Below are 17,544 nucleotides of genomic sequence, written 5' to 3'. Positions count from 1 at the left end.
CGCGCACTCTGCGCAGTGGGGCGATTCACGTGGCAGTGTCGCGACGGCGAAACGTACAAACTATGGCACGTAATGAAACCTACCATTTCTTCAAGGTCGCAGGCTAATAGCAAGAAGGCGAACTTGCTGGTCGGCGCACTCGGCAAGCGCATCCAGCAGGCTTACGCCCACGGGCGCTATGCCGACGCGCTGCAGTTCTGCCACCAGGCCATGCGCATCGCCCCCGGACTTGCTCAGCCCTGGATCGACGCAGCCGCCTGTCATCTGCAGTTCGACCGCTGGGACGAGGCAATCGGGTGTGCCGAGCAGGCGCTGGCACGTAAAGGCAACACACTCGCCCTGTTCGACGCGCTGGCAGAGGCGTGGGGCGGCAAGGGCGTGATGGATCAGGCTCAACGCTGGGGCAATCAGGCTCTAGCGATGCGCGCCGCTCAGTTTACCCGCGCCCCGGTACTGAAACATGATACGTTGACGGTGCCGCTTCCTCCGCTACCGTCCGCTGAAACGCGAACACAGAATCTAATCGCTTTCTCGCTGTTCGGCGCAAGCTCGAAATACTGTGAGACCGCGGTGCTCAATGTCATTGAGCAGCCTCGTGTCTATCCACACTGGATCTGCCGTTTTTACGTTGACGAAACGGTCCCGACAGGCATCGTCGAGCGGCTGCATAAGGCGGGCGCGGAAGTCGTGTCAGTCGATGCGGCGCGTAGCCACTGGCCCGGCCAACTATGGCGGTTCTTCGCTTACGATATGCCCGGCCTGCACCGCGTCATTTTCCGCGATGCTGACTCTGTCGTCGGCGAACGAGAAGCCGAAGCCGTCGCGGAATGGGTTGCGAGCGGCATGCACTTTCATCACATGCGCGACAATGCAACTCATACCGAGCTGTTGCTCGCCGGCATGTGGGGCGTCAGCGCCGGCGCATTGCCACCGATGCAACAGCTGGCCGAACGCTTTATGTCGCGGCCGCTCCAGTCAACGCATTTCGCCGACCAATACTTTCTGCGCGAGTTCGTCTGGCCGTACGCTCACCAGAGTCTGCTACAGCACGATTCGGTGTTCGGCTTTATGGATGCCCGGCCATTTCCCAGTGAAGCCGTGCCAGCGGATTCGCACGTTGGCTACTCGGAAGGATCACCGTTCTTCGATGTTCTGACCGATTTGGGGGATGGCACGCCCGTTCATTGGGAACTCGTTGCCGTGTCTGCGGAGAATGCGCCATTCATTTGCCGCTATCCTGCCATCGTGACCGGTGGCGCAGTGCGTGGGAATTTGCCGGCTAGGTACGCCCGGAGACTTGAGCGTGGTGAACTGATCATCCGCGTTAAAGCCGATGCGAGGGAGTAGAGCACCTGTTCTCATAGGTTGGCTCCGCATTGTGTTTGCTCGGACGTCATGGATTCACTACGTTGGAATTTGTGGATATGCTCACGATCTGGACGTCGTTAGCTGCGATAGTGTGCCGCCGTTGGCGACAGATGCTGCTACACGAGGATGCCAACTGGAGACGACGCGGGCGTTGTCCACCGGGAGCCGACGCGGCGAAGAGTCGATTCGGAGAGGCGGTTGGACGCTGCCCAATGCGTCTGGCCACGCACGCAAGCCAGAAACAGGCGGTGCGTACGGCTGCTGTCAAGCAACGTGACACAGGCCAATATCGGACAACGCGCGCAGATGCGTCTTAACGGTTTAATACACGAGCCAGATATCTTACTTACCGATCAGTATGCGAGCCTCGTTGACCGGACGATTCCGTCTGCAGACAACAATCGCCGTGGTGCTAATCGTTGGATGGTCCCCCCGCCGAACGGACTGGTGCCCTCCCTGAGAGGGGGGCTCTGTTCGCTGCTGACATTCCTTATGATTTTTTCATTCACTCGCCGCCTGAGATGGCGAGAAGGGCATCTGAAGTTGAGCATGTGATGTCTGGATTGACAATGTCCTTGCTATTGGATTGGAAATTTTCGATGCCATCGATTATGACGCCAGAATCAGGACAATCCCGACCGATCACTTTGGTGACGAGCTGTGGTTTCTGGATACCTCAATGTTTGAGGCTGGCACGAACAGTTGCAAATTTACACACTGACGCAGTTAGTTGGGAATCGATCCACCACGCCGTAGGTAGCTCCTCTGGGAGGGCGGATGGCAAGGTCGAGTGTACGGACACATAACTGCGCTGCAACTTGAGGAATCCTTTTCAAACAGGTTGGACTCAGAGCAGGCCCCGCCTTTGCCATTTGCAATGGCCGCGGCAGGCTGTGGCGCGATGCCGCCAATGTCCGTGTGCATTGCTCAATCGAACTGATACGAGGCGAGGCGTTGCCAGGAGCCTGGACATGTTTTGCCGCTGCTGGTGTCTCGAAGTCGGCCGCCGTGCTCTTGTGATATGTGCTGAGAGTGTCATGCTGTGGCGGCCCGTAGCGTTGGCAACACTCGTCTTTCGGTGGTCCTTGGATCACGTACAACGCAGACGAGGTTTTCGCAGCCCCTTCATCAAGGATCGATCCCATTCCTTCGTCGTACAACAATGAAGAGAATGACGTCAAACGTCAGCGCAATTCAATTCAGGCAACAGCCGAGCTATAGCCGCGGGAGTCCGTGCATCAAACCACGATTTCGTTTTCATCAAGACTGCATCAACGTGAGATTGCGTTTGACGACGGAGTCACGGAAAACGTCAAAGATAAATCACGGAAGTATTCGCCGAAATTCCACGAGAAGGTAGTCCGAATGATTCACGAGCACTGCAGTGGGCATGAGGCGCAATGGAAAGCAATTGTGTCGGCCCCTACCGATGGTGGGCCTCCCGGCGAAATGCTGCGCAACGGGGGGCGGCAAAACGAACGCCAAAAGGAGAGGCCCTTGTCCGCTGTACACCACTCCGAATCTCCGATTTGATAATCAGCGCGGTTCACCCTTAGATCCCGCTCAACTTTTTGCGACAGAAATGGCGGTAGCAGAGGTTTCACCATTGCGTATCCGGGTGCCCGGTGCACGCCATAACCACCGATCGATATGAACAAGGTTTACCGCATCGCCTGGCATGTTGCCACCCATACGCCGGCAGGCACGTTGGAAACAAACCGCGCGCGTGGCAGAGGGTCTGCCGGCCTCATGTGGTCCGGTATTGCGGCGGCTGTTTCGGTCGGCATTCCCTACAGCCGGATCGCCCAGGCAGCACCTTCCGCGAGCTACATGATCGTCGCGAGCCGAGGGGCCGGTCTTCCGCAGGACTTCGCTGGGAATGTATCCGCCGCGGCCAGCGGCGATTCTGTTGAGAACCATGCGGGGGCATTCGTCCTGACAAACGAAGCGTTTTCTTCGGATGTGATGGCGGATGAATACTCCGCCAGCGCGTCGGAGGGTGTAACACCGGGCGGCGTCGCGTTGGGTAACGCCAACTTGGACGGGGACACGTCGGGCCGCAATGCGGATGCAGTGATGCTGGCAGCGCCCTCGGCGCCAGACTACAGTAAGAGTTGGACCGAATCCCGCAATGGCAGTGAAATGCAGGTCAGCACGAGTGCCCGGGTGGTGGCGAGCGCAGCTCCTGTTATGGCCGAGGAGGGGGCGGCGGTCGGCACGATGGCGAAGGACTCGGCCGCGCGCGACGGCGACGCTTCCGCAGGCCTTGGCGTGCCCGATGTATCGTCCGGTTCCGGCAGAAGCGGGCAGGACGCGGGCCCGGTTGGCAGAAAGACCGAATGGGCAGCGTCGCCAGAGGCTCAGCGGGAGGGTGGCCGGGGAGAAGGTGCGGTGAACACGGCAGTGCGCCGTGGGGAAGGCGAACTCGCTCTCGCGCCGAATGAGGCGAGCGAGACATCTGCCGCACGCGTGCCTGCCCGCGAGCTGTCGGCAGCGAACGTCGATATCGCACACCACCCGCAGGACGAATCAGCAACCAGCGCCGGCGGCACCGGAAAGGGACAGCTCGAAGACACGCGTAGAAACGCGGCTGGCGCAACAGTCAGCGGTGTCGCCGGAGTAACAGCGGAGCTCGGCGGCAACGTGAAACCGGATATGAAATCGGGCGTTGGGCTGGACGTGGCTCCTAACGCAGCCCAGATTGCCGCAAAAGGAAAGGTCGCATCCGCTGCCGGGACGACGCCTAAGGACGGTGCGAGGTTTCATGAGATCCGCTTCAGCGGCAACAGCGTTTTTGGTTCGAAAGCGCTGCAGGACGAGATGCAGTTGTTCGCGACCGATTGGACCTCGTGGTACGCACATAACGACGTCTACTCGCAGGACAGACTGGCGACCGGGCTGGAAAAGATCCGCCAGTACTATCTGGATCACGGTTACCTGGAGTTCAAGGCAGAGTCGGTCGCGACGTCGGGCGACAAGGGGGTATCGCTGTCAATAGCGGTACATGAAGGCGAGCTCTATACGCTTTCGGCGGTCCGGATCACAGGCAGTCCGCCAGAGCTCCAGCCAGAGCTTGAACGCTTGGTCCAACTCCGCGCTGGTGAGGTTTTATCTGTCGGAAAACTTCTAGCCGGCACGAATGCAATTGTCGACAAGCTCGGCGAACAGGGCTACGTATATGCCACGGTGAACCCGTTGTCGCGAGTCGATGCGGACAACCATACGGTCGACATGACACTGCAGATCGACACGGGTCGGCGGACCTATGTTCGTCAGATCGCCGTGACCGGCAATACGATTACCCACGACAAAGTGGTGCGCCGTGAAATTATCCAGTCTGAGCACGACTGGTATGACTCGAAAAAGGTGGCGGCGTCGCAGGACCGCCTCAACCGCCTTGGCTATTTCTCCAAGGTCGAGGTGACGACGGTTCCAGTCGAGGGCGCGTCCGATCAAGTCGACCTCGATGTGAAGGTGGTTGAAAAACCGGGTGCTACGGTTAGGCTGGGGGCCGGCTATTCGTCAACGGACCGGACCGTGCTATCGGCCGGTATTACCCAGGACAACGTGCTGGGTACGGGAACCAGTCTCGGGGTGAATGTCACCGCCGCGAAGTTGTTTCGTACATTTAGCGTGACGCAGTCCGACCCGTACTTCACATCTGGTGGGGTAAGTCGGACGACTAGCGCTTACTACCACTCCAATCAGCCGCTTTATTATTCGAGCGATTCCCGATTCAAGGTAGTGACGACGGGCCTCGACACACGGTTTGGCGTTCCTGTTGGGGACGCCGATAAGGCCTATGTCGGCGTGGCCTTCGAGCATTACAGGCTCGATCCCGACGACAAGGCGCCGCAGAGCTATATCGCCTACGTCGACCAATACGGCCGCGATTCGAATGGCGTGCCGATCATGGTGGGCTGGTCCCGTGACAGGCGGGACAGCGCAGTGTTTCCGAGCCAAGGCTACTTCGCGCAGGCGGGTGTGGAATATGGAACGCCTATAGGCGGGAACCAGTACTACAAAGCCGATATCAACGCGCGGTATTACTACGCTTTGGCGCGTGGAGTTGTGCTGAGCCTGAACCTGCAGGGCGGATACGGCGATGGGCTTGGCAACAAGCCCTACCCGTTGTTCAAGAACTACTTCGCCGGAGGCATTGGGTCCGTGCGAGGCTTCGAGCCGAATTCGCTCGGCCCTCGCGACCCGAAGACTGGCGTGCCGATAGGCGGATCGAGGATGCTGACCGGCAACGTCGAATTGAAGGCGCCAGTACCGGGTTTGCGCCGTGATGACCGGCTGGGGGTGTTTGCGTTTATCGATGGCGGCAATGTATGGGGCACGCAGGGACCCAGCGTCGGAGCAAACGGCGTGCGCTTTAGCTATGGCGCCGGATTCGCGTGGAATTCACCGATTGGCTCGTTCAAGATAAGTGCGGGTTTTCCGATTACCAGACACGATTTCGACAACTACCAGAAAATTCAGATGCAGTTCGCGACGAAATTTTAAAAGCACCGTCGCACGGAGGTGCCGGCGCGCGGGCAGCGGATGCCTGTGCCGGCGCCGTTTTTTTTGAACAGTGTCAGTGGCTTGACTGGTTGGCGGCGCGCTGTGAGATGATCGGTTCTGTTGCGCTAAGACGCTGAGCTTAAATTCGCCGACGCGCATAACAGCGCGCGCAACGTTGTCATCGGGTATCGGTAAATGCTCGAGCGCAATAGCCCAGACTAAATCTGACAGTGGTCGGTTTCTCGTGCTGTTGCGTGGGCGCGGAGGACGTTGTTCGAAGCGGCGCTTCGGTGGCGGCCGACAAAAAAAGCGCGCCGCAAGAGGGCGCGCGTAAAAGAACCTTCGATTGAACAACCAACGGTCACACCCAGGGGAGAGATAACCGTCAACATTCATGCTACTTGAGCGCTGAATGTCAGATTGACAACAATAGTGAATTTGATCACTGAAATAGCGGAATGCAAATCGCCTTTAGTCTCCAACGCGATTCAGTCGACCGCACGATAAGCGGTCCTGCAAAAGCCTTCCGGGCTATCGAGCGATGGGTGTCTGATTCCATCATTTCCGTCGTCGACGTATCCGCTACGTGGGCCGATCTTCACGTGCTTTTATCGAACTCGACTGCTGCCAGATCCGTTGGAACACCGCGCAGCAAGTTCAACAGTCTTTCCGAAACCCTGCCTTGCAAATGCGTCGCTCGTCGCGGTTGTTAAAGCGACCTCGTCCAGTCTGTAGCCGTGGGTATAGACGGTACTCAGGCACACGCCATTATCCGGATGCAGGAATAGTTTTCGCCGCAGCCGATAGATATGCGTATCGACCGTCCGTGAGGTGATGTCCAGCTCGCGGCCCCAAACAAGCTTCGCAAAAAGGTCCCGGGAAACCACTCGCCCGACGTTCGCGAAGAGATACGCAGCCATGTCAAATTCCTTCGCTGTCAACTCTACCGGCGTGTCGTGAAGAGAGACGGTACGCCGCCCTCTGTCGAGGATATATGACCCGACCGACACTGCCTTTGCTGTGTTCTCATTGCGTGTGGTCCGATGCAATAATGCGCCAGCTCTGGCGGCTAACTCGTCCGCTCGAAACGGCTTGACGACGTAGTCGTCCGCACCTGCCTCAAGCGCCTGCACAATGTCGGCCTCCGAGAGTCTGGCAGTAAGGAATAGCACCGCCTGTTCGCGTCCCAGATTGCCACGTATCCATTGGAGTACCTCGAGCCCAGTTGTTCCTCGTAATTGCCAGTCGAGCATCACGAGATCGACTTCATTACTTCTGAGAAAGCGCATCGCGCTATCGCCACAGTTGACCTTACTTATTCTGTGTCCCGATTCCTGCATGGCATTCTCGACAGCGGCAGCTTGCGCAGGATTGTCTTCCACTAACAATATGTTCATATATGACCTCTTTCATCCGAATCAGCAGATCGGCGAATGGAGAACCCGGCAGAAGAAATGGGAGGAGTGCGAAATTGGAACCTTGACCGTATCAATGGAGTAATTGGAAAGGCGCCAAAATCCCCGTGTAAACCTCATGCTGGGCACATGAAGGCCTGTGCCTTCGGCACTGTCGAGCCACATGACTTGCGAGGTTCGTAAAATCAAGATAGGCGCTGTCGCGCGTCAAAGCAGCCCCCCATATGAGGGGCGCCGCCACTTCGAACGGGTTGGCAATTGTTTTCGTCGAGTGCAGGGCCGGGAAAAGCATGGCGGCGGTGGGGCGACACCAGCAGCTCTGGTTGAATAGACGCTGTACAACCGGATGAAGGCTGACCGGCGGATCAGGCGCGAAACCCGTGGGCTCGGAGCAGGCGGAACTGGTGCGGCTGCGTGCCGAAGTGGGCCGCCATGAAGATGGAGCGGGATATGTTATGCGGGCCCGAACTGTTAGCTCAGCGTCACGCCGCCATCAATCGATGTTGCGTAACGGCAGCGCGAATGCGCTCTGCCATCTGAGCGTCGAGCGGTGTGTACACGAGCATGCTGAGATCCGGCCGACCATCGACAGCGAACAGTGAATACTCCATCGCGATGGGGCCCAGCTTGGGATGCAGGAGGTGTTTTACGTTCTCGCCCTCGCCGTGGCTCAGTACCCGGTTTTCCCGCCACAGGCGGTCGAAGTCAGGACTGGTGCGGCACAGGTCGTCGACGAGATCACCCACTCCGGAAGTTAGCCCGGCACGCGCCACGTCCGCCCGGAATGCCGCCACGACGAAGTGTGCGACGCTCTCCCAGTCGTGCTGCTTCGCGCGGACGTTCGGGTCACCGAACAGAAAGCGCAGGATGTTGCGCTGGCCCGGCGCCAGCGTGCCGTAGTCGGTGAGCACGACCGCGGCGGCACGATTCCAGGCAACGACATCCCACATCGCGGTCTTGATGATCGCCGGGCTGGCGTCGAGAGAATCGAGCACGCGCTGGAGCCGCGGGTTCACACCGTCGACGTAACGGTAGCGCACTTCTGGCGGTCTCCCGAGGCCCAGTATGAAGAGATGTTCGCGCTCGGTGTCCGTCAGCATCAGCGCTGCACAGATGCGTTCGAGCACTTGCGCCGAGGGCGCGCCGCCGCGACCCTGTTCGAGCCACGTGTACCAGGTCGAGCTGATGTTCGCGCGCTGGGCCACTTCTTCCCTGCGCAGTCCCGGCGTGCGCCTGCGACCCGAGAAGCCAAAGCTGGCCGGGTCGAGCCGCGTGCGGCAACTGCGCAAGAAATCCCCGAGCGTTTGGGCGGCGTTCGCTGACATGAGGAGCCTGTTAGTCGTTTTACCGGGATAAAGTCACTACTTCAACAGGATAGCGGATGATCGCATAGTGCATGGGGTGACCACCCTGGAGACTTCTCAATGCGTATCTTTCTAACGGGCGCCACCGGCTTCATCGGCTCGGCGCTGGTTCCCGAACTTATCGAAGCTGGTCATCAAGTGATCGGCATGACACGATCCGACGCGGGCGCGCAGGCGCTGGCCGCGGTGGGCGCCGAAGTCCATCGCGGCACGCTCGAAGACACCGCTACCCTGCGTAGCGGCGCCGAGAAGGCGGACGCCGTCATTCACCTCGCGTTCGACCACGATTTCTCCCGCTTCGTGGAAAACTGCGAGAAAGACAAGCGTGTGATCGCGGCACTTGGCGCCGCCCTTGCCGGCTCCGATCGTCCGCTTCTCATCACGTCCGGCACGGGTATCGGCAGCCGCGCCGACGGGCAACCGGCCACCGAGGATGTGTTCAACACCCAGCACCCGAACCCGCGCATCGGATCGGAACTGGCCGGCCATGCGCTGCTCGACTCAGGGATCAACGTGTCGGTGATGCGCCTGCCGCAAGTGCACAACCCGTACCGGCAGGGCCTCATCACACCGCTTATCCGGCTGGTGCGAGATAAAGGCGTTTGCGCATACGTGGAGGAGGGGCAAAACCGCTGGCCGGCGGCGCATCTTTCGGACGTCGTGCGGCTGTACCGGCTCGCGATCGAAAAGGGTGAAACCGGTGCGCGCTATCACGCGGTCGCTGAAGAGGGCGTCAGTGTTCGCGAGATTGCACAGGCGCTGGGGCGCGGCCTGAATGTGCCGGTCGTCTCGATCACCCGTGAGGAGGCGCCGGCGCACTTCGGATGGATGGCGATGTTCGCCGCGCTCGATATGCCGGCATCGAGTGCGCAGACGCGGGCGCGTCTGGGCTGGCAACCGGAGGGCCCGACGCTGATCTCTGATCTCGACGAAGCGCGCTACGTTCAGGCATTGACGTAATCTTCGCGGTCGCGCTCGATTTGTCGGACGCCATTTGAGAACCGTCGGACATGCGCCGGTCGCCCGTGCGCATCGGCCAACGCACAACGGTCGTCGGTCTTCGCCGACGACCGCTGTGCGTTGGCGACTGCGCTCATGGCAGAAGCATGGTCCGATTGGATGAGTGTATTCACCGCCAGGCTTGCGTCAACTCGCTGACCACTCGCGCCAGATGGGTTTGCATCGCCTCACGAGCCGCGGCCGGATCACGGGCCATGATGGCGGCGCAAATCCGCTGATGGTCTTCCTGCGAAGCCTCCCGCAATGCCGTCGTGTGAAAGTGCTCCTCGATGTTGTCCCGCAGTGGATCGCTGCGCGCGCAGTCCCACATGGCGGGTGCCGCAAGTGATAGCCGATGTTGTGCGCCGACATCGACCGGGATTCGGCCATCTCGCGATCGCTCGAGCCTTCGGTGACGAAGCGCAGGATCGAGCATTGATTTTCCGCTGGAACTTCATGTTCCTTTTTGCCGCTCCTCAGACACCTGCCGAGTCTGGAAGGAGCTGGCTTGCGCTCGATGGGGATGCGGACCGTCGAGCGCAAGACGTGGGTCAATTCTGGAGGCGATTAAATCGTCCGACATTGGCCTTCACGTTGTTTGGGGAGTGTGTTGTTGTTCCGCCCAACCGAAAACTACGAACTCTCGTGGCGCGGCGGCGCGGTGTCGTCGATTCGGGGTGCAGTCAGAACGATATGCTGATCGATTGGACGCAGCGGGTGAATCCGGCAGTTTTTACGGCTTTGCTGATTGGGTCGTTTGCGCCGCGGTGCGCAAGCGCGGCCCTCGTGCCCGTTATCGTTGCGACCATTGCGCCGTGATCGGCTCAAGCGAATGAGACTGCTGCTTCATCACTTTTCTATTTCCGGCCGGACATTGATTCACTCTGCCGTTGGAGATACCCTTAGATCGTTCATGGTCCGCTAATGCTGGTCAACCCGGAGACATCGTTTCATGAAGCGAGCGTGGGCTTTCTCCTGCATCCTCGCCTTGAGCGCGATCGTCGGGGCATGCGGCAAGGGAGGATCGCAAAACGCTACTCCGGAAGCCGGCGCATCCGCGGGCGAGGCGCCGGCTCAGCCCGGGCAGGCCGCGAGCACGACTCCTTCGGCATCGGGCGCGCCGGCCACCATCACCAAGGCGCAGTTGCCTGGGGAGGCAGCCGAAACATTGCGTCTGATCAAGGCGGGCGGCCCATACCCCTTTGGTGAAGACGGCGTCTTGTTCCGCAACAGCGCGGCATTGCTGCCGCAGCACGAGCGCGGCTATTACCACACATACACAGTTCGCACGCCCGGCTCGACGGATCGCGGACAGCGGCGCATCGTCTGTGGTGGACCGCGCAAGCAGACCGGCGACTGCTACTACACCGATGATTACTACGTCAGTTTTAAACGCATTGCAGGGTAACTTGAGCAATGAACACGCCCCCAGGGTCTCCGACAAGCGAGACGCCGGGGCGTTGTGGTATTCACCGTAGGATCCCGAGAAGACGCCTTGGGTGCGCGCGTTGTAACGGACAAGGCAGCGCCTCGTCTCAACCAGATGCCACGGATCGCAAGAGGCTTCTCCGATCCGATCCTTGAACCGAAGTGAAACTTTCATTCTCGCCGTGTCGATTGTGATGGTCTTCCTTCGTCGTCCCGGTAGTGGCACGCGGCCTGCGCTCCGCCTTGGCCGACACTGACAGGAGATTTGCCATGACGATTCAGAAGATCACTCCCTTTCTTTGGTACTCCACGCAAGCCGAGGAGGCCGCCGCTTTCTACGTGGCAATCTTTCCGGACTCACGCATTACTCGGGTCACGCCGGTGCCGAGCGGCGGCTCCACAAAGGTCGTCGAGTTTGTTCTCTTTGGGCAGCCCTTCATCGCGATGAGCGCAGACGGATCCGACGCGTTCAACCACTCGGTATCCCTCATGGTCAACTGTGATGAGCAGGAGGAACTCGACCATTACTGGGACGCGCTTCTCGAGGGAGGCGGTTCGCCCGAGGCATGTGGTTGGCTGAAGGACCGCTTCGGCGTTTCGTGGCAGCTCACGCCAACCGATCAACTCAGGATGATTGCCGACCCGGACCCCGAAAAGGCCAGGCGCGTTTTCGACGCTATGTTGAAAATGGTAAAGCTCGACATTGCCGCGTTGAAAGCCGCCTATGCGGGATGACGGATAACAGAAGCCCTTGTATCGCCTGCTTCATCGCGCGATAGGGCACAATGATCAGACCCACGGGCGCCTGCACCGCAGGTGTGAAGGTGCGCATCACTCGCCAGCGTATGGTCGGAAAAATCGCCCGACACAGTGGCGCGGACATAGCAGCCGAAGTAACGCCCGGCCGCCCGTGGCATCCCGTTCCTGCGCCGGCTATCGGCCCTGCAAGGCCGGCTTTGGCCGCGCACGACGCAATCCAATCGGTTCGGCGCTTGCCGGCTGAATTGCTCAGGCAAGTTTCGAGAGTACCTGTACTACAGCGGCAGTTCGGTCTTGCGGCGGCGGGGCTTGGCCGGATCGGGTCGTGCGCATGGCAGGAACTCGCCGCGGCCGGCCTCGCCACATCGAACTGAGCCGTCGCGCGGTGGAAGAAGACGGCGCGGACGTGTTGATTCTGGCTGGCGCGCCGTTCGCAGGATTGGCGCGCAGTGTGGCAAACCTGTTGCCGGTGCCGGTTGTCGACGGTGTATCGAGTGGTGTCTGTCAGGCGCAAGTATTGACCCGTCTCACAACGATGCGCGCACAGAGCGGCAGTTTCGCCAAACCGCCACTCAAGCTCATCGTCGGACTCTCGAAGGGTCTTTCCGAATTATTGGCGCGTGAATCAGAGATCTCGCTTGCTCACTCGCTATGAGCAGTGACGGATTGATCCATGCTGCCGACCATTGCACGAAAGACTTGCGGTAATTTTTTTTGCCCGGTATTGTCGAGCCGTTCTGCGATGCAGCGCGGGAGAGATCGTCAAGGATTCGCGACGACGCCGACGGAGCAACCGCCCCGGAAACTCTCAGGCAAAAGGACCGCGCAGCAGGAACATCTGGAGAGCGGCGCACGCGCGCCCACCGAAGGGGATTCCCCGCCTGCTTGCCCTGGCGCGGGAAGAAACTCTCAGGTACATGGACAGATGGGGCATCGACGCCGATTTCGAATCAGTCAACACGAAATCGACATCGGCGATGCTCAACTACTCTGGACCATGTCATGTCACGAATCGCCATCATCGGCGCCGGCATTACCGGCGTCACGACTGCTCACGCGCTCGCGCAGCGCGGCCATCACGTCACCGTGTTCGAACGCCACCGCTACGCGGCCATGGAGACCTCGTTCGCCAACGGTGGCCAGCTTTCCGCGAGCAATGCCGAAGTCTGGAATAGCGCGGCAACCGTGCTCAAGGGCCTGCGCTGGATGCTCACGCGCGATGCCCCGCTGCTGCTCAATCCGCTGCCTACGTGGCACAAATATTCGTGGATGGGCGAGTTCCTGCGGCAGATTCCGCACTATCGCGCGAATACGGTCGAAACCGTGCGGCTCGCGCTTGCCGCGCGCGAGCATCTGTTTTCGATTGCTGAAAAAGAAGGGATCGACTTCGATCTGGAACGGCGCGGCATTCTGCATATCTACAAGACCAGCAAGGAATTCGACGCCGCGAGCAAGGTGAACGACCTGCTGTGCGAAGGCGGCCTTGAGCGCAACCCGGTCAGTGCAGGCGAATTGCAGCGCATCGAACCCACGTTGCGTGGCGACTTTTATGGTGGCTTTTTTACGCCGTCCGATTCGACCGGCGACATTCACAAGTTCACGCGCGGACTTGCTCAGGCATGCGAACGACACGGCGTCGAATTCCACTACGACGCGCAGATCACGTCGATCGAACAGCGTGCCGAAGGCCGATTTTCGCTGTTGGTCAATCTCGAAGGCGAAACGCAGCCGTTCAGTTTCGAGTGCATCGTCGTCTGCGCCGGCGTCAAAAGCCGTGACTTCGCGGCGATGCTCGGCGATCACGTGAATATCTATCCTGTGAAGGGCTATTCGATCACCGTCTGTCTCGACGACAACACCAGCCAGCAGCACGCGCCGTGGGTCAGCCTGCTCGACGACAGTGCGAAGATCGTGACGAGCCGTCTCGGCGTGGATCGTTTCCGCGTGGCCGGTACCGCGGAAATCAACGGCTTTAACCGCGATATCCGTTCGGACCGCATCGCACCGCTAGTGGACTGGACGCGGCGATATTTTCCCGAGGTATCGACTTCGCGCGTGATTCCCTGGGCTGGTTTGCGGCCGATGCTTCCCAGCATGCTGCCCAAGGTCGGCCGTGGAAAACGGCGCGGGGTGTTCTACAACACGGGGCACGGTCATCTCGGCTGGACGTTGTCGGCGGCAACGGCGCAAGCTGTTGCGAGCGCGATGTAGCATCGACTTGCCACCTCACTGTCGGATCATGTCTCGCGCTATGTGCGTGAGAGATGATCCGCCACGTGCACTGACGAACGCCAACCGCAACGCGCGTGTCGCTGTAGCGCATGCCGGCGGGCATACGTCCCTCGTCGTCGCCGTCCCGTTTGGATCGCAGGCGCCGGATGAAATCCTGAGCGGTGGCGATCAGCAGTGCCTCGCTGGAATAGGCGAGGTACATGCCGATCTTGGGCATCGGCTCTGTCAGGTTCAGCAATCTGAGCGTGCCGTCATCCACGCGCTGGGACAGCAGTGGCATCGCCAGCGACGTAAATATGGTGACTGCTTCCATCCACATCGCGAGGTCCAGATAGAGATTCATCGCTGAACAGTGTGTCGTGCGCGCCGGTGTTGGCATACCGTGCGCCCCGAACAGCGTCGCGACCAAGCCGGATTCGTCGTTAGGGGAATCCAGCAGGAGCCATGGAGGCGTGTGGCACAAGTGTGGGTCGACGGCCGCGTAAATCCTCGGGCAGCGGGTCGGCGTACCCGCGCAGTTGTGCGCCGGCCGTCGGGAAGTGGCTGTTCTGCCCGAACACAATCTGGCACCGGCATCGTTCGCTAACGAAGGGAGGGGGAGGGAAGCGCGTCCATCTGGAGCCGTTTAAGATATGAGGTGGTGACAGGCGCGAGTGGCACGGGAGATGCTTGAAAGTGCGTCAGCGCAAGGAGTGCCCGATCTTGGGGCTCTCCGTCCGGAGGCGTGAAACGCGGTGAGCGTTTCCAGGATCACATTAAGGAAGAATGTGCAAATGCGACCGCTCTCGAAGTTGTTGGCAATCGTTGCTATGGTTCCAGCGTCGGCATTCGGCCACGCCTTGGACGACCAATTGACATGCGGAGAAACTGCGCACGAATTCGTTACCAGTCTCGTCGATACCCAGTCTATCGCGGTCCCTGCCATGCGGGTCGAGGCAAACTCGGTGAACGCGTTTCGCCCGACGAGCGGAGCGGGATTGACGGCATTTGGCCTCAGCGTTCATGCCGTTTTCGGCTACCAGCCGGATGATCCTCTTTTCAAAGCTGGCGACGGGAATCCTCCGTCAGGCGCAGTCTACGGTGTGGTGGTGCTCGGGTCGGCGGACTCGGTCAAGCGTCTTCTCACGGGCGCTGGGAGCACGGCTGCTGTTCATTCGGTTATTCCAATGGTGCTGACGGCTATCGTGTGCAGGCAGCCAGCGGGTGAGCGCGCCGAACAGTGAGTCCGGATGGTGCGACCGGGTTTTGATGAAAAAAAAACGGGGAAGACAGACGGGGTTTGTCATCTGGCGGCGCCCGAAGTCAGCGTCCGCCGTCTATCGGCATAAGGTCTTGTCCGGCGATCTGATGATGTGGGACAACGGCTGCACGATGCCTCGACGGGATGTCATGACGCTCGAACAGCCGTGTCTGATGAAGCGGACCACGTTTCGGCTGCCGGGGGCGAGATACTGTGTGCCGGATTAGCGATGACCCGGCCTGTCTGCGGCACGGCCTAGCGGAGTTCGCGCGTGAGTGGCCCGGTGCGGCTCAGGGATGAGACTCGCACCCTGTCGCGGCGTCGGCTCTCGTCGTGGGATCAATCTGGCTTTCCCGATGGGCCGCGTTGGGCTGAACCGGCTCCTGGCAGCACATCAGTTCATCGAGGCCGATGAGATTGCCGAGGCGGTTCGAAAGCAGATCGATGGCATCGCGATGCTCCGAACCCACGCGCAAATCGCCGTGACAGTTCTCGCCGTTTCTCATCACCCTCAGGGACATCAACGCAACGCCGGCGCGGCGCGCGCATCCGATCAGCCGTTCGATCGCCGCGTAGGCTGCACGCCGATCGCGGCGGCGACGAAGGGCAGCGCCGACAGCAGACCGACCGCAGTGAACGAGGCGCAGAAGGTGTTCCCTGGCGCCCGAACTGAGCGAGTTAGGGGGACGTTTCCGCGCTGGATCAGGGGCGTCGGAGTGTTTTAGGGGCGATCCTCCAATATGCCAGGCGTCGAACCTGTAAAGATTGGTCTCGCCGCGCCGTTACTCACTGATGATTGACCAACACGACCGCTTCCCCGACGAAGCTTTCCCACCCGAATTGGAAGCCTTCGCTTTTTGCGCGATGGTCGACGTGATCCGCAAAGCCCAAGGGCGCGAAGACCCGGCGGCATTTGAGGCAGGGTCGCTGGAAAGAGCGTGGGCGGAGATCGACCTGATCCGCGACACGCTGCGAATGATCGGCATCGATCCTGATGACGACGGCCGGCACTGAGGCCGGTGCGAGGCGAGCGGGCTCGACGGCACTGTCAGGTTGGATGGGTACGCTGGATCGCGCCGGGAGCTGTTTGCTACCTATTGAACAGGACAGCATTCCTTACGGCGGGTGCAGCGGCATCCTTGAGGCCGAGATTCGCGAAATCGAGCTGACCCTTGCGAATTCGATGCGCCAGCTCGCTGCCTGAAAACACCTATTTGCGCCCGCGCTCGACAATTGCGTCCATCAACATGCGCGCCCCCGGCGAGAGTGGCGCATCCCGTCGCGTGACCAGTTCATAAGGCTCGCTTTTCGACGACAGTTGCAGCGGCAGCGTGCACGCGACGCCATGCCCGGTACAGAAGCGCGCGACATCGATCGATACCAGCGCGACGAGCGACACGTTCTTCTGCAGGAGTGACAAGGTGGCGAATGCGGAAGTCGTCTCCAGCAGATGCGTGGGAAAGCGCAGCCCGGCGTCCTGGAATTCGCGTTCGAGCAGCAACCGCATCGGCATATTCGCGCGATAGACGACCCAGCGGTAATCGGCAAGATCCTTCAGCGACACCCGGCGCCGGCGCGCGAGCGGATGCGCCGTATTGGAGATGACCGCGAGCGTCTCGTGCTGGACGAACACGCTGTCGTACAGATAAGGCGTCTGACTCACGCTGGTGCGGCAAATGGCCAGATCGAGCCGGCCCGCATCGATCTGGCTGAGCAACGCGGCGCTCGTATCCTCGACGATCTCGACCGACATCTCCGGTTGTTCCGCGCTCACCGACGTGATCGCATCGGTCAGAAGCGGCACCGCGCCCATGATGACGCCGACCGACACGCGCCCTCCATAACCCCGCATGATGCCGACAATCTCTTCGCGCAAATGCGCGAGGTCGGTATGGATCAGCCGCGCGTAGCGGATCACGCAATGCCCGACCGGGTTGGGTGCGAGTCCACGATTGGTGCGCACGAAGAGCGGCGTGCCAAAGGTCGTCTCGATCTCGTGCAGGGCCTTGCTCGCGCCGGGCTGCGTCAATGCAAGCTGCTTGGCCGCGCCGAGCAGCGAGCCGTGCTCGCCGAGCGCGATCAGCAGACGCAGCTGTTTAACGTGCAGGCGCGACATGATCGAATTGAGTGTGGGGGTCATCAGGCTTGACAAAAAGTTATAGCGCTATCAAATGTTGTCAATATCGCGGCATCGGGACGGCCAATATACTGCGTAAATAGATGCGTCTGT

Annotated in this window: 13 protein-coding genes, 1 pseudogene and 1 riboswitch; of the genes and pseudogenes, 10 read left to right on the top strand and 4 right to left on the bottom strand. The window is 60.3% G+C overall.

The window, feature by feature from the left end:
• Positions 1 to 72 precede the first annotated feature (72 nt).
• Both B0G69_RS33910 and bamA read left to right on the top strand, forming a co-directional pair.
• Positions 73 to 1,347, top strand: coding sequence for a tetratricopeptide repeat protein (locus B0G69_RS33910; protein ID WP_121324497.1), 1,275 nt, complete (start codon positions 73 to 75; stop codon positions 1,345 to 1,347).
• A gap of 1,671 nt (positions 1,348 to 3,018) precedes the next feature.
• Entirely contained in the window at positions 3,019 to 5,877 is a 2,859-nt protein-coding gene (gene bamA, locus B0G69_RS33905) for an outer membrane protein assembly factor BamA (RefSeq protein ID WP_121324496.1), read from the top strand.
• Between the two features lie 608 nt (positions 5,878 to 6,485).
• On the opposite strand, the gene B0G69_RS33900 is transcribed toward bamA, so the two are convergent.
• Entirely contained in the window at positions 6,486 to 7,274 is a 789-nt protein-coding gene (locus B0G69_RS33900; RefSeq protein WP_121324495.1) for a response regulator transcription factor, read from the bottom strand.
• Between the two features lie 500 nt (positions 7,275 to 7,774).
• The gene (locus B0G69_RS33895; RefSeq protein WP_121324494.1) at positions 7,775 to 8,617 is read right to left on the bottom strand and encodes a helix-turn-helix transcriptional regulator; all 843 of its coding nucleotides are present in this window, start codon (positions 8,615 to 8,617) and stop codon (positions 7,775 to 7,777) included.
• A gap of 99 nt (positions 8,618 to 8,716) precedes the next feature.
• Here B0G69_RS33895 and B0G69_RS33890 point away from each other — a divergent pair, with 99 nt between their 5' ends.
• Complete coding sequence (locus B0G69_RS33890; RefSeq protein ID WP_121324493.1) at positions 8,717 to 9,616, top strand: SDR family oxidoreductase; 900 nt, start codon at positions 8,717 to 8,719, stop codon at positions 9,614 to 9,616.
• A gap of 169 nt (positions 9,617 to 9,785) precedes the next feature.
• Here B0G69_RS33890 and B0G69_RS33885 read toward each other — a convergent pair.
• Positions 9,786 to 9,989 (bottom strand): annotated as a pseudogene (locus B0G69_RS33885) (FCD domain-containing protein); the annotation flags it as partial.
• A 618-nt stretch (positions 9,990 to 10,607) separates the two neighbouring features.
• Between B0G69_RS33885 and B0G69_RS33880 the strand changes: the two are divergent.
• From B0G69_RS33880 to B0G69_RS33845, 7 genes are all read left to right on the top strand, one after another.
• The gene (locus B0G69_RS33880) at positions 10,608 to 11,063 is read left to right on the top strand and encodes a ribonuclease (RefSeq protein WP_121324492.1); all 456 of its coding nucleotides are present in this window, start codon (positions 10,608 to 10,610) and stop codon (positions 11,061 to 11,063) included.
• 290 nt (positions 11,064 to 11,353) lie between these two features.
• The gene (locus tag B0G69_RS33875; protein ID WP_121324491.1) at positions 11,354 to 11,818 is read left to right on the top strand and encodes a VOC family protein; all 465 of its coding nucleotides are present in this window, start codon (positions 11,354 to 11,356) and stop codon (positions 11,816 to 11,818) included.
• A 355-nt stretch (positions 11,819 to 12,173) separates the two neighbouring features.
• Positions 12,174 to 12,497 (top strand): aspartate/glutamate racemase family protein, encoded by a 324-nt coding sequence (locus B0G69_RS33865; RefSeq protein ID WP_199731455.1) that lies wholly within the window; start codon positions 12,174 to 12,176, stop codon positions 12,495 to 12,497.
• Between the two features lie 85 nt (positions 12,498 to 12,582).
• A riboswitch (glycine riboswitch) is annotated at positions 12,583 to 12,676 on the top strand.
• A 168-nt stretch (positions 12,677 to 12,844) separates the two neighbouring features.
• Positions 12,845 to 14,053, top strand: a complete 1,209-nt coding sequence (locus B0G69_RS33860; protein WP_121324489.1) for a D-amino acid dehydrogenase — start codon at positions 12,845 to 12,847, stop codon at positions 14,051 to 14,053.
• 794 nt (positions 14,054 to 14,847) lie between these two features.
• Positions 14,848 to 15,297: a hypothetical protein gene (locus B0G69_RS33855; protein WP_121324488.1), complete on the top strand. Its 450-nt coding sequence runs from the start codon at positions 14,848 to 14,850 to the stop codon at positions 15,295 to 15,297.
• A gap of 313 nt (positions 15,298 to 15,610) precedes the next feature.
• Entirely contained in the window at positions 15,611 to 16,039 is a 429-nt protein-coding gene (locus tag B0G69_RS33850; protein ID WP_147440813.1) for a hypothetical protein, read from the top strand.
• 40 nt (positions 16,040 to 16,079) lie between these two features.
• Positions 16,080 to 16,328: a hypothetical protein gene (locus B0G69_RS33845; RefSeq protein WP_241991608.1), complete on the top strand. Its 249-nt coding sequence runs from the start codon at positions 16,080 to 16,082 to the stop codon at positions 16,326 to 16,328.
• Positions 16,329 to 16,524: 196 nt separating this feature from the next.
• Here the strand turns inward: B0G69_RS33845 and B0G69_RS33835 are convergent, their stop codons facing one another.
• Positions 16,525 to 17,454 carry a LysR family transcriptional regulator gene (locus B0G69_RS33835; protein WP_121324486.1) on the bottom strand — a complete coding sequence of 310 codons (930 nt, stop codon included), beginning with the start codon at positions 17,452 to 17,454 and terminating at the stop codon, positions 16,525 to 16,527.
• Positions 17,455 to 17,544: the final 90 nt, after the last annotated feature.

It is taken from the genome of Paraburkholderia sp. RAU2J, assembly GCF_003634845.1.
GTDB classification, from domain to species: Bacteria; Pseudomonadota; Gammaproteobacteria; order Burkholderiales; family Burkholderiaceae; genus Paraburkholderia; species Paraburkholderia fynbosensis.
Note: the sequence above shows the minus strand (reverse complement) of the source record. Positions and strands in the feature narration are given on the sequence as shown.

What these genes read in the sequence shown, in the direction of transcription:
- B0G69_RS33910 (WP_121324497.1), top strand. Translation starts at nt 73, where the DNA reads ATGAAACCTACCATTTCTTCAAGGTCGCAGGCTAATAGCAAGAAGGCG.
- bamA (WP_121324496.1), top strand. Translation starts at nt 3,019, where the DNA reads ATGAACAAGGTTTACCGCATCGCCTGGCATGTTGCCACCCATACGCCG.
- B0G69_RS33900 (WP_121324495.1), bottom strand. Translation starts at nt 7,274, where the DNA reads ATGAACATATTGTTAGTGGAAGACAATCCTGCGCAAGCTGCCGCTGTC.
- B0G69_RS33895 (WP_121324494.1), bottom strand. Translation starts at nt 8,617, where the DNA reads ATGTCAGCGAACGCCGCCCAAACGCTCGGGGATTTCTTGCGCAGTTGC.
- B0G69_RS33890 (WP_121324493.1), top strand. Translation starts at nt 8,717, where the DNA reads ATGCGTATCTTTCTAACGGGCGCCACCGGCTTCATCGGCTCGGCGCTG.
- B0G69_RS33880 (WP_121324492.1), top strand. Translation starts at nt 10,608, where the DNA reads ATGAAGCGAGCGTGGGCTTTCTCCTGCATCCTCGCCTTGAGCGCGATC.
- B0G69_RS33875 (WP_121324491.1), top strand. Translation starts at nt 11,354, where the DNA reads ATGACGATTCAGAAGATCACTCCCTTTCTTTGGTACTCCACGCAAGCC.
- B0G69_RS33865 (WP_199731455.1), top strand. Translation starts at nt 12,174, where the DNA reads ATGGCAGGAACTCGCCGCGGCCGGCCTCGCCACATCGAACTGAGCCGT.
- B0G69_RS33860 (WP_121324489.1), top strand. Translation starts at nt 12,845, where the DNA reads ATGTCACGAATCGCCATCATCGGCGCCGGCATTACCGGCGTCACGACT.
- B0G69_RS33855 (WP_121324488.1), top strand. Translation starts at nt 14,848, where the DNA reads ATGCGACCGCTCTCGAAGTTGTTGGCAATCGTTGCTATGGTTCCAGCG.
- B0G69_RS33850 (WP_147440813.1), top strand. Translation starts at nt 15,611, where the DNA reads ATGAGACTCGCACCCTGTCGCGGCGTCGGCTCTCGTCGTGGGATCAAT.
- B0G69_RS33835 (WP_121324486.1), bottom strand. Translation starts at nt 17,454, where the DNA reads ATGACCCCCACACTCAATTCGATCATGTCGCGCCTGCACGTTAAACAG.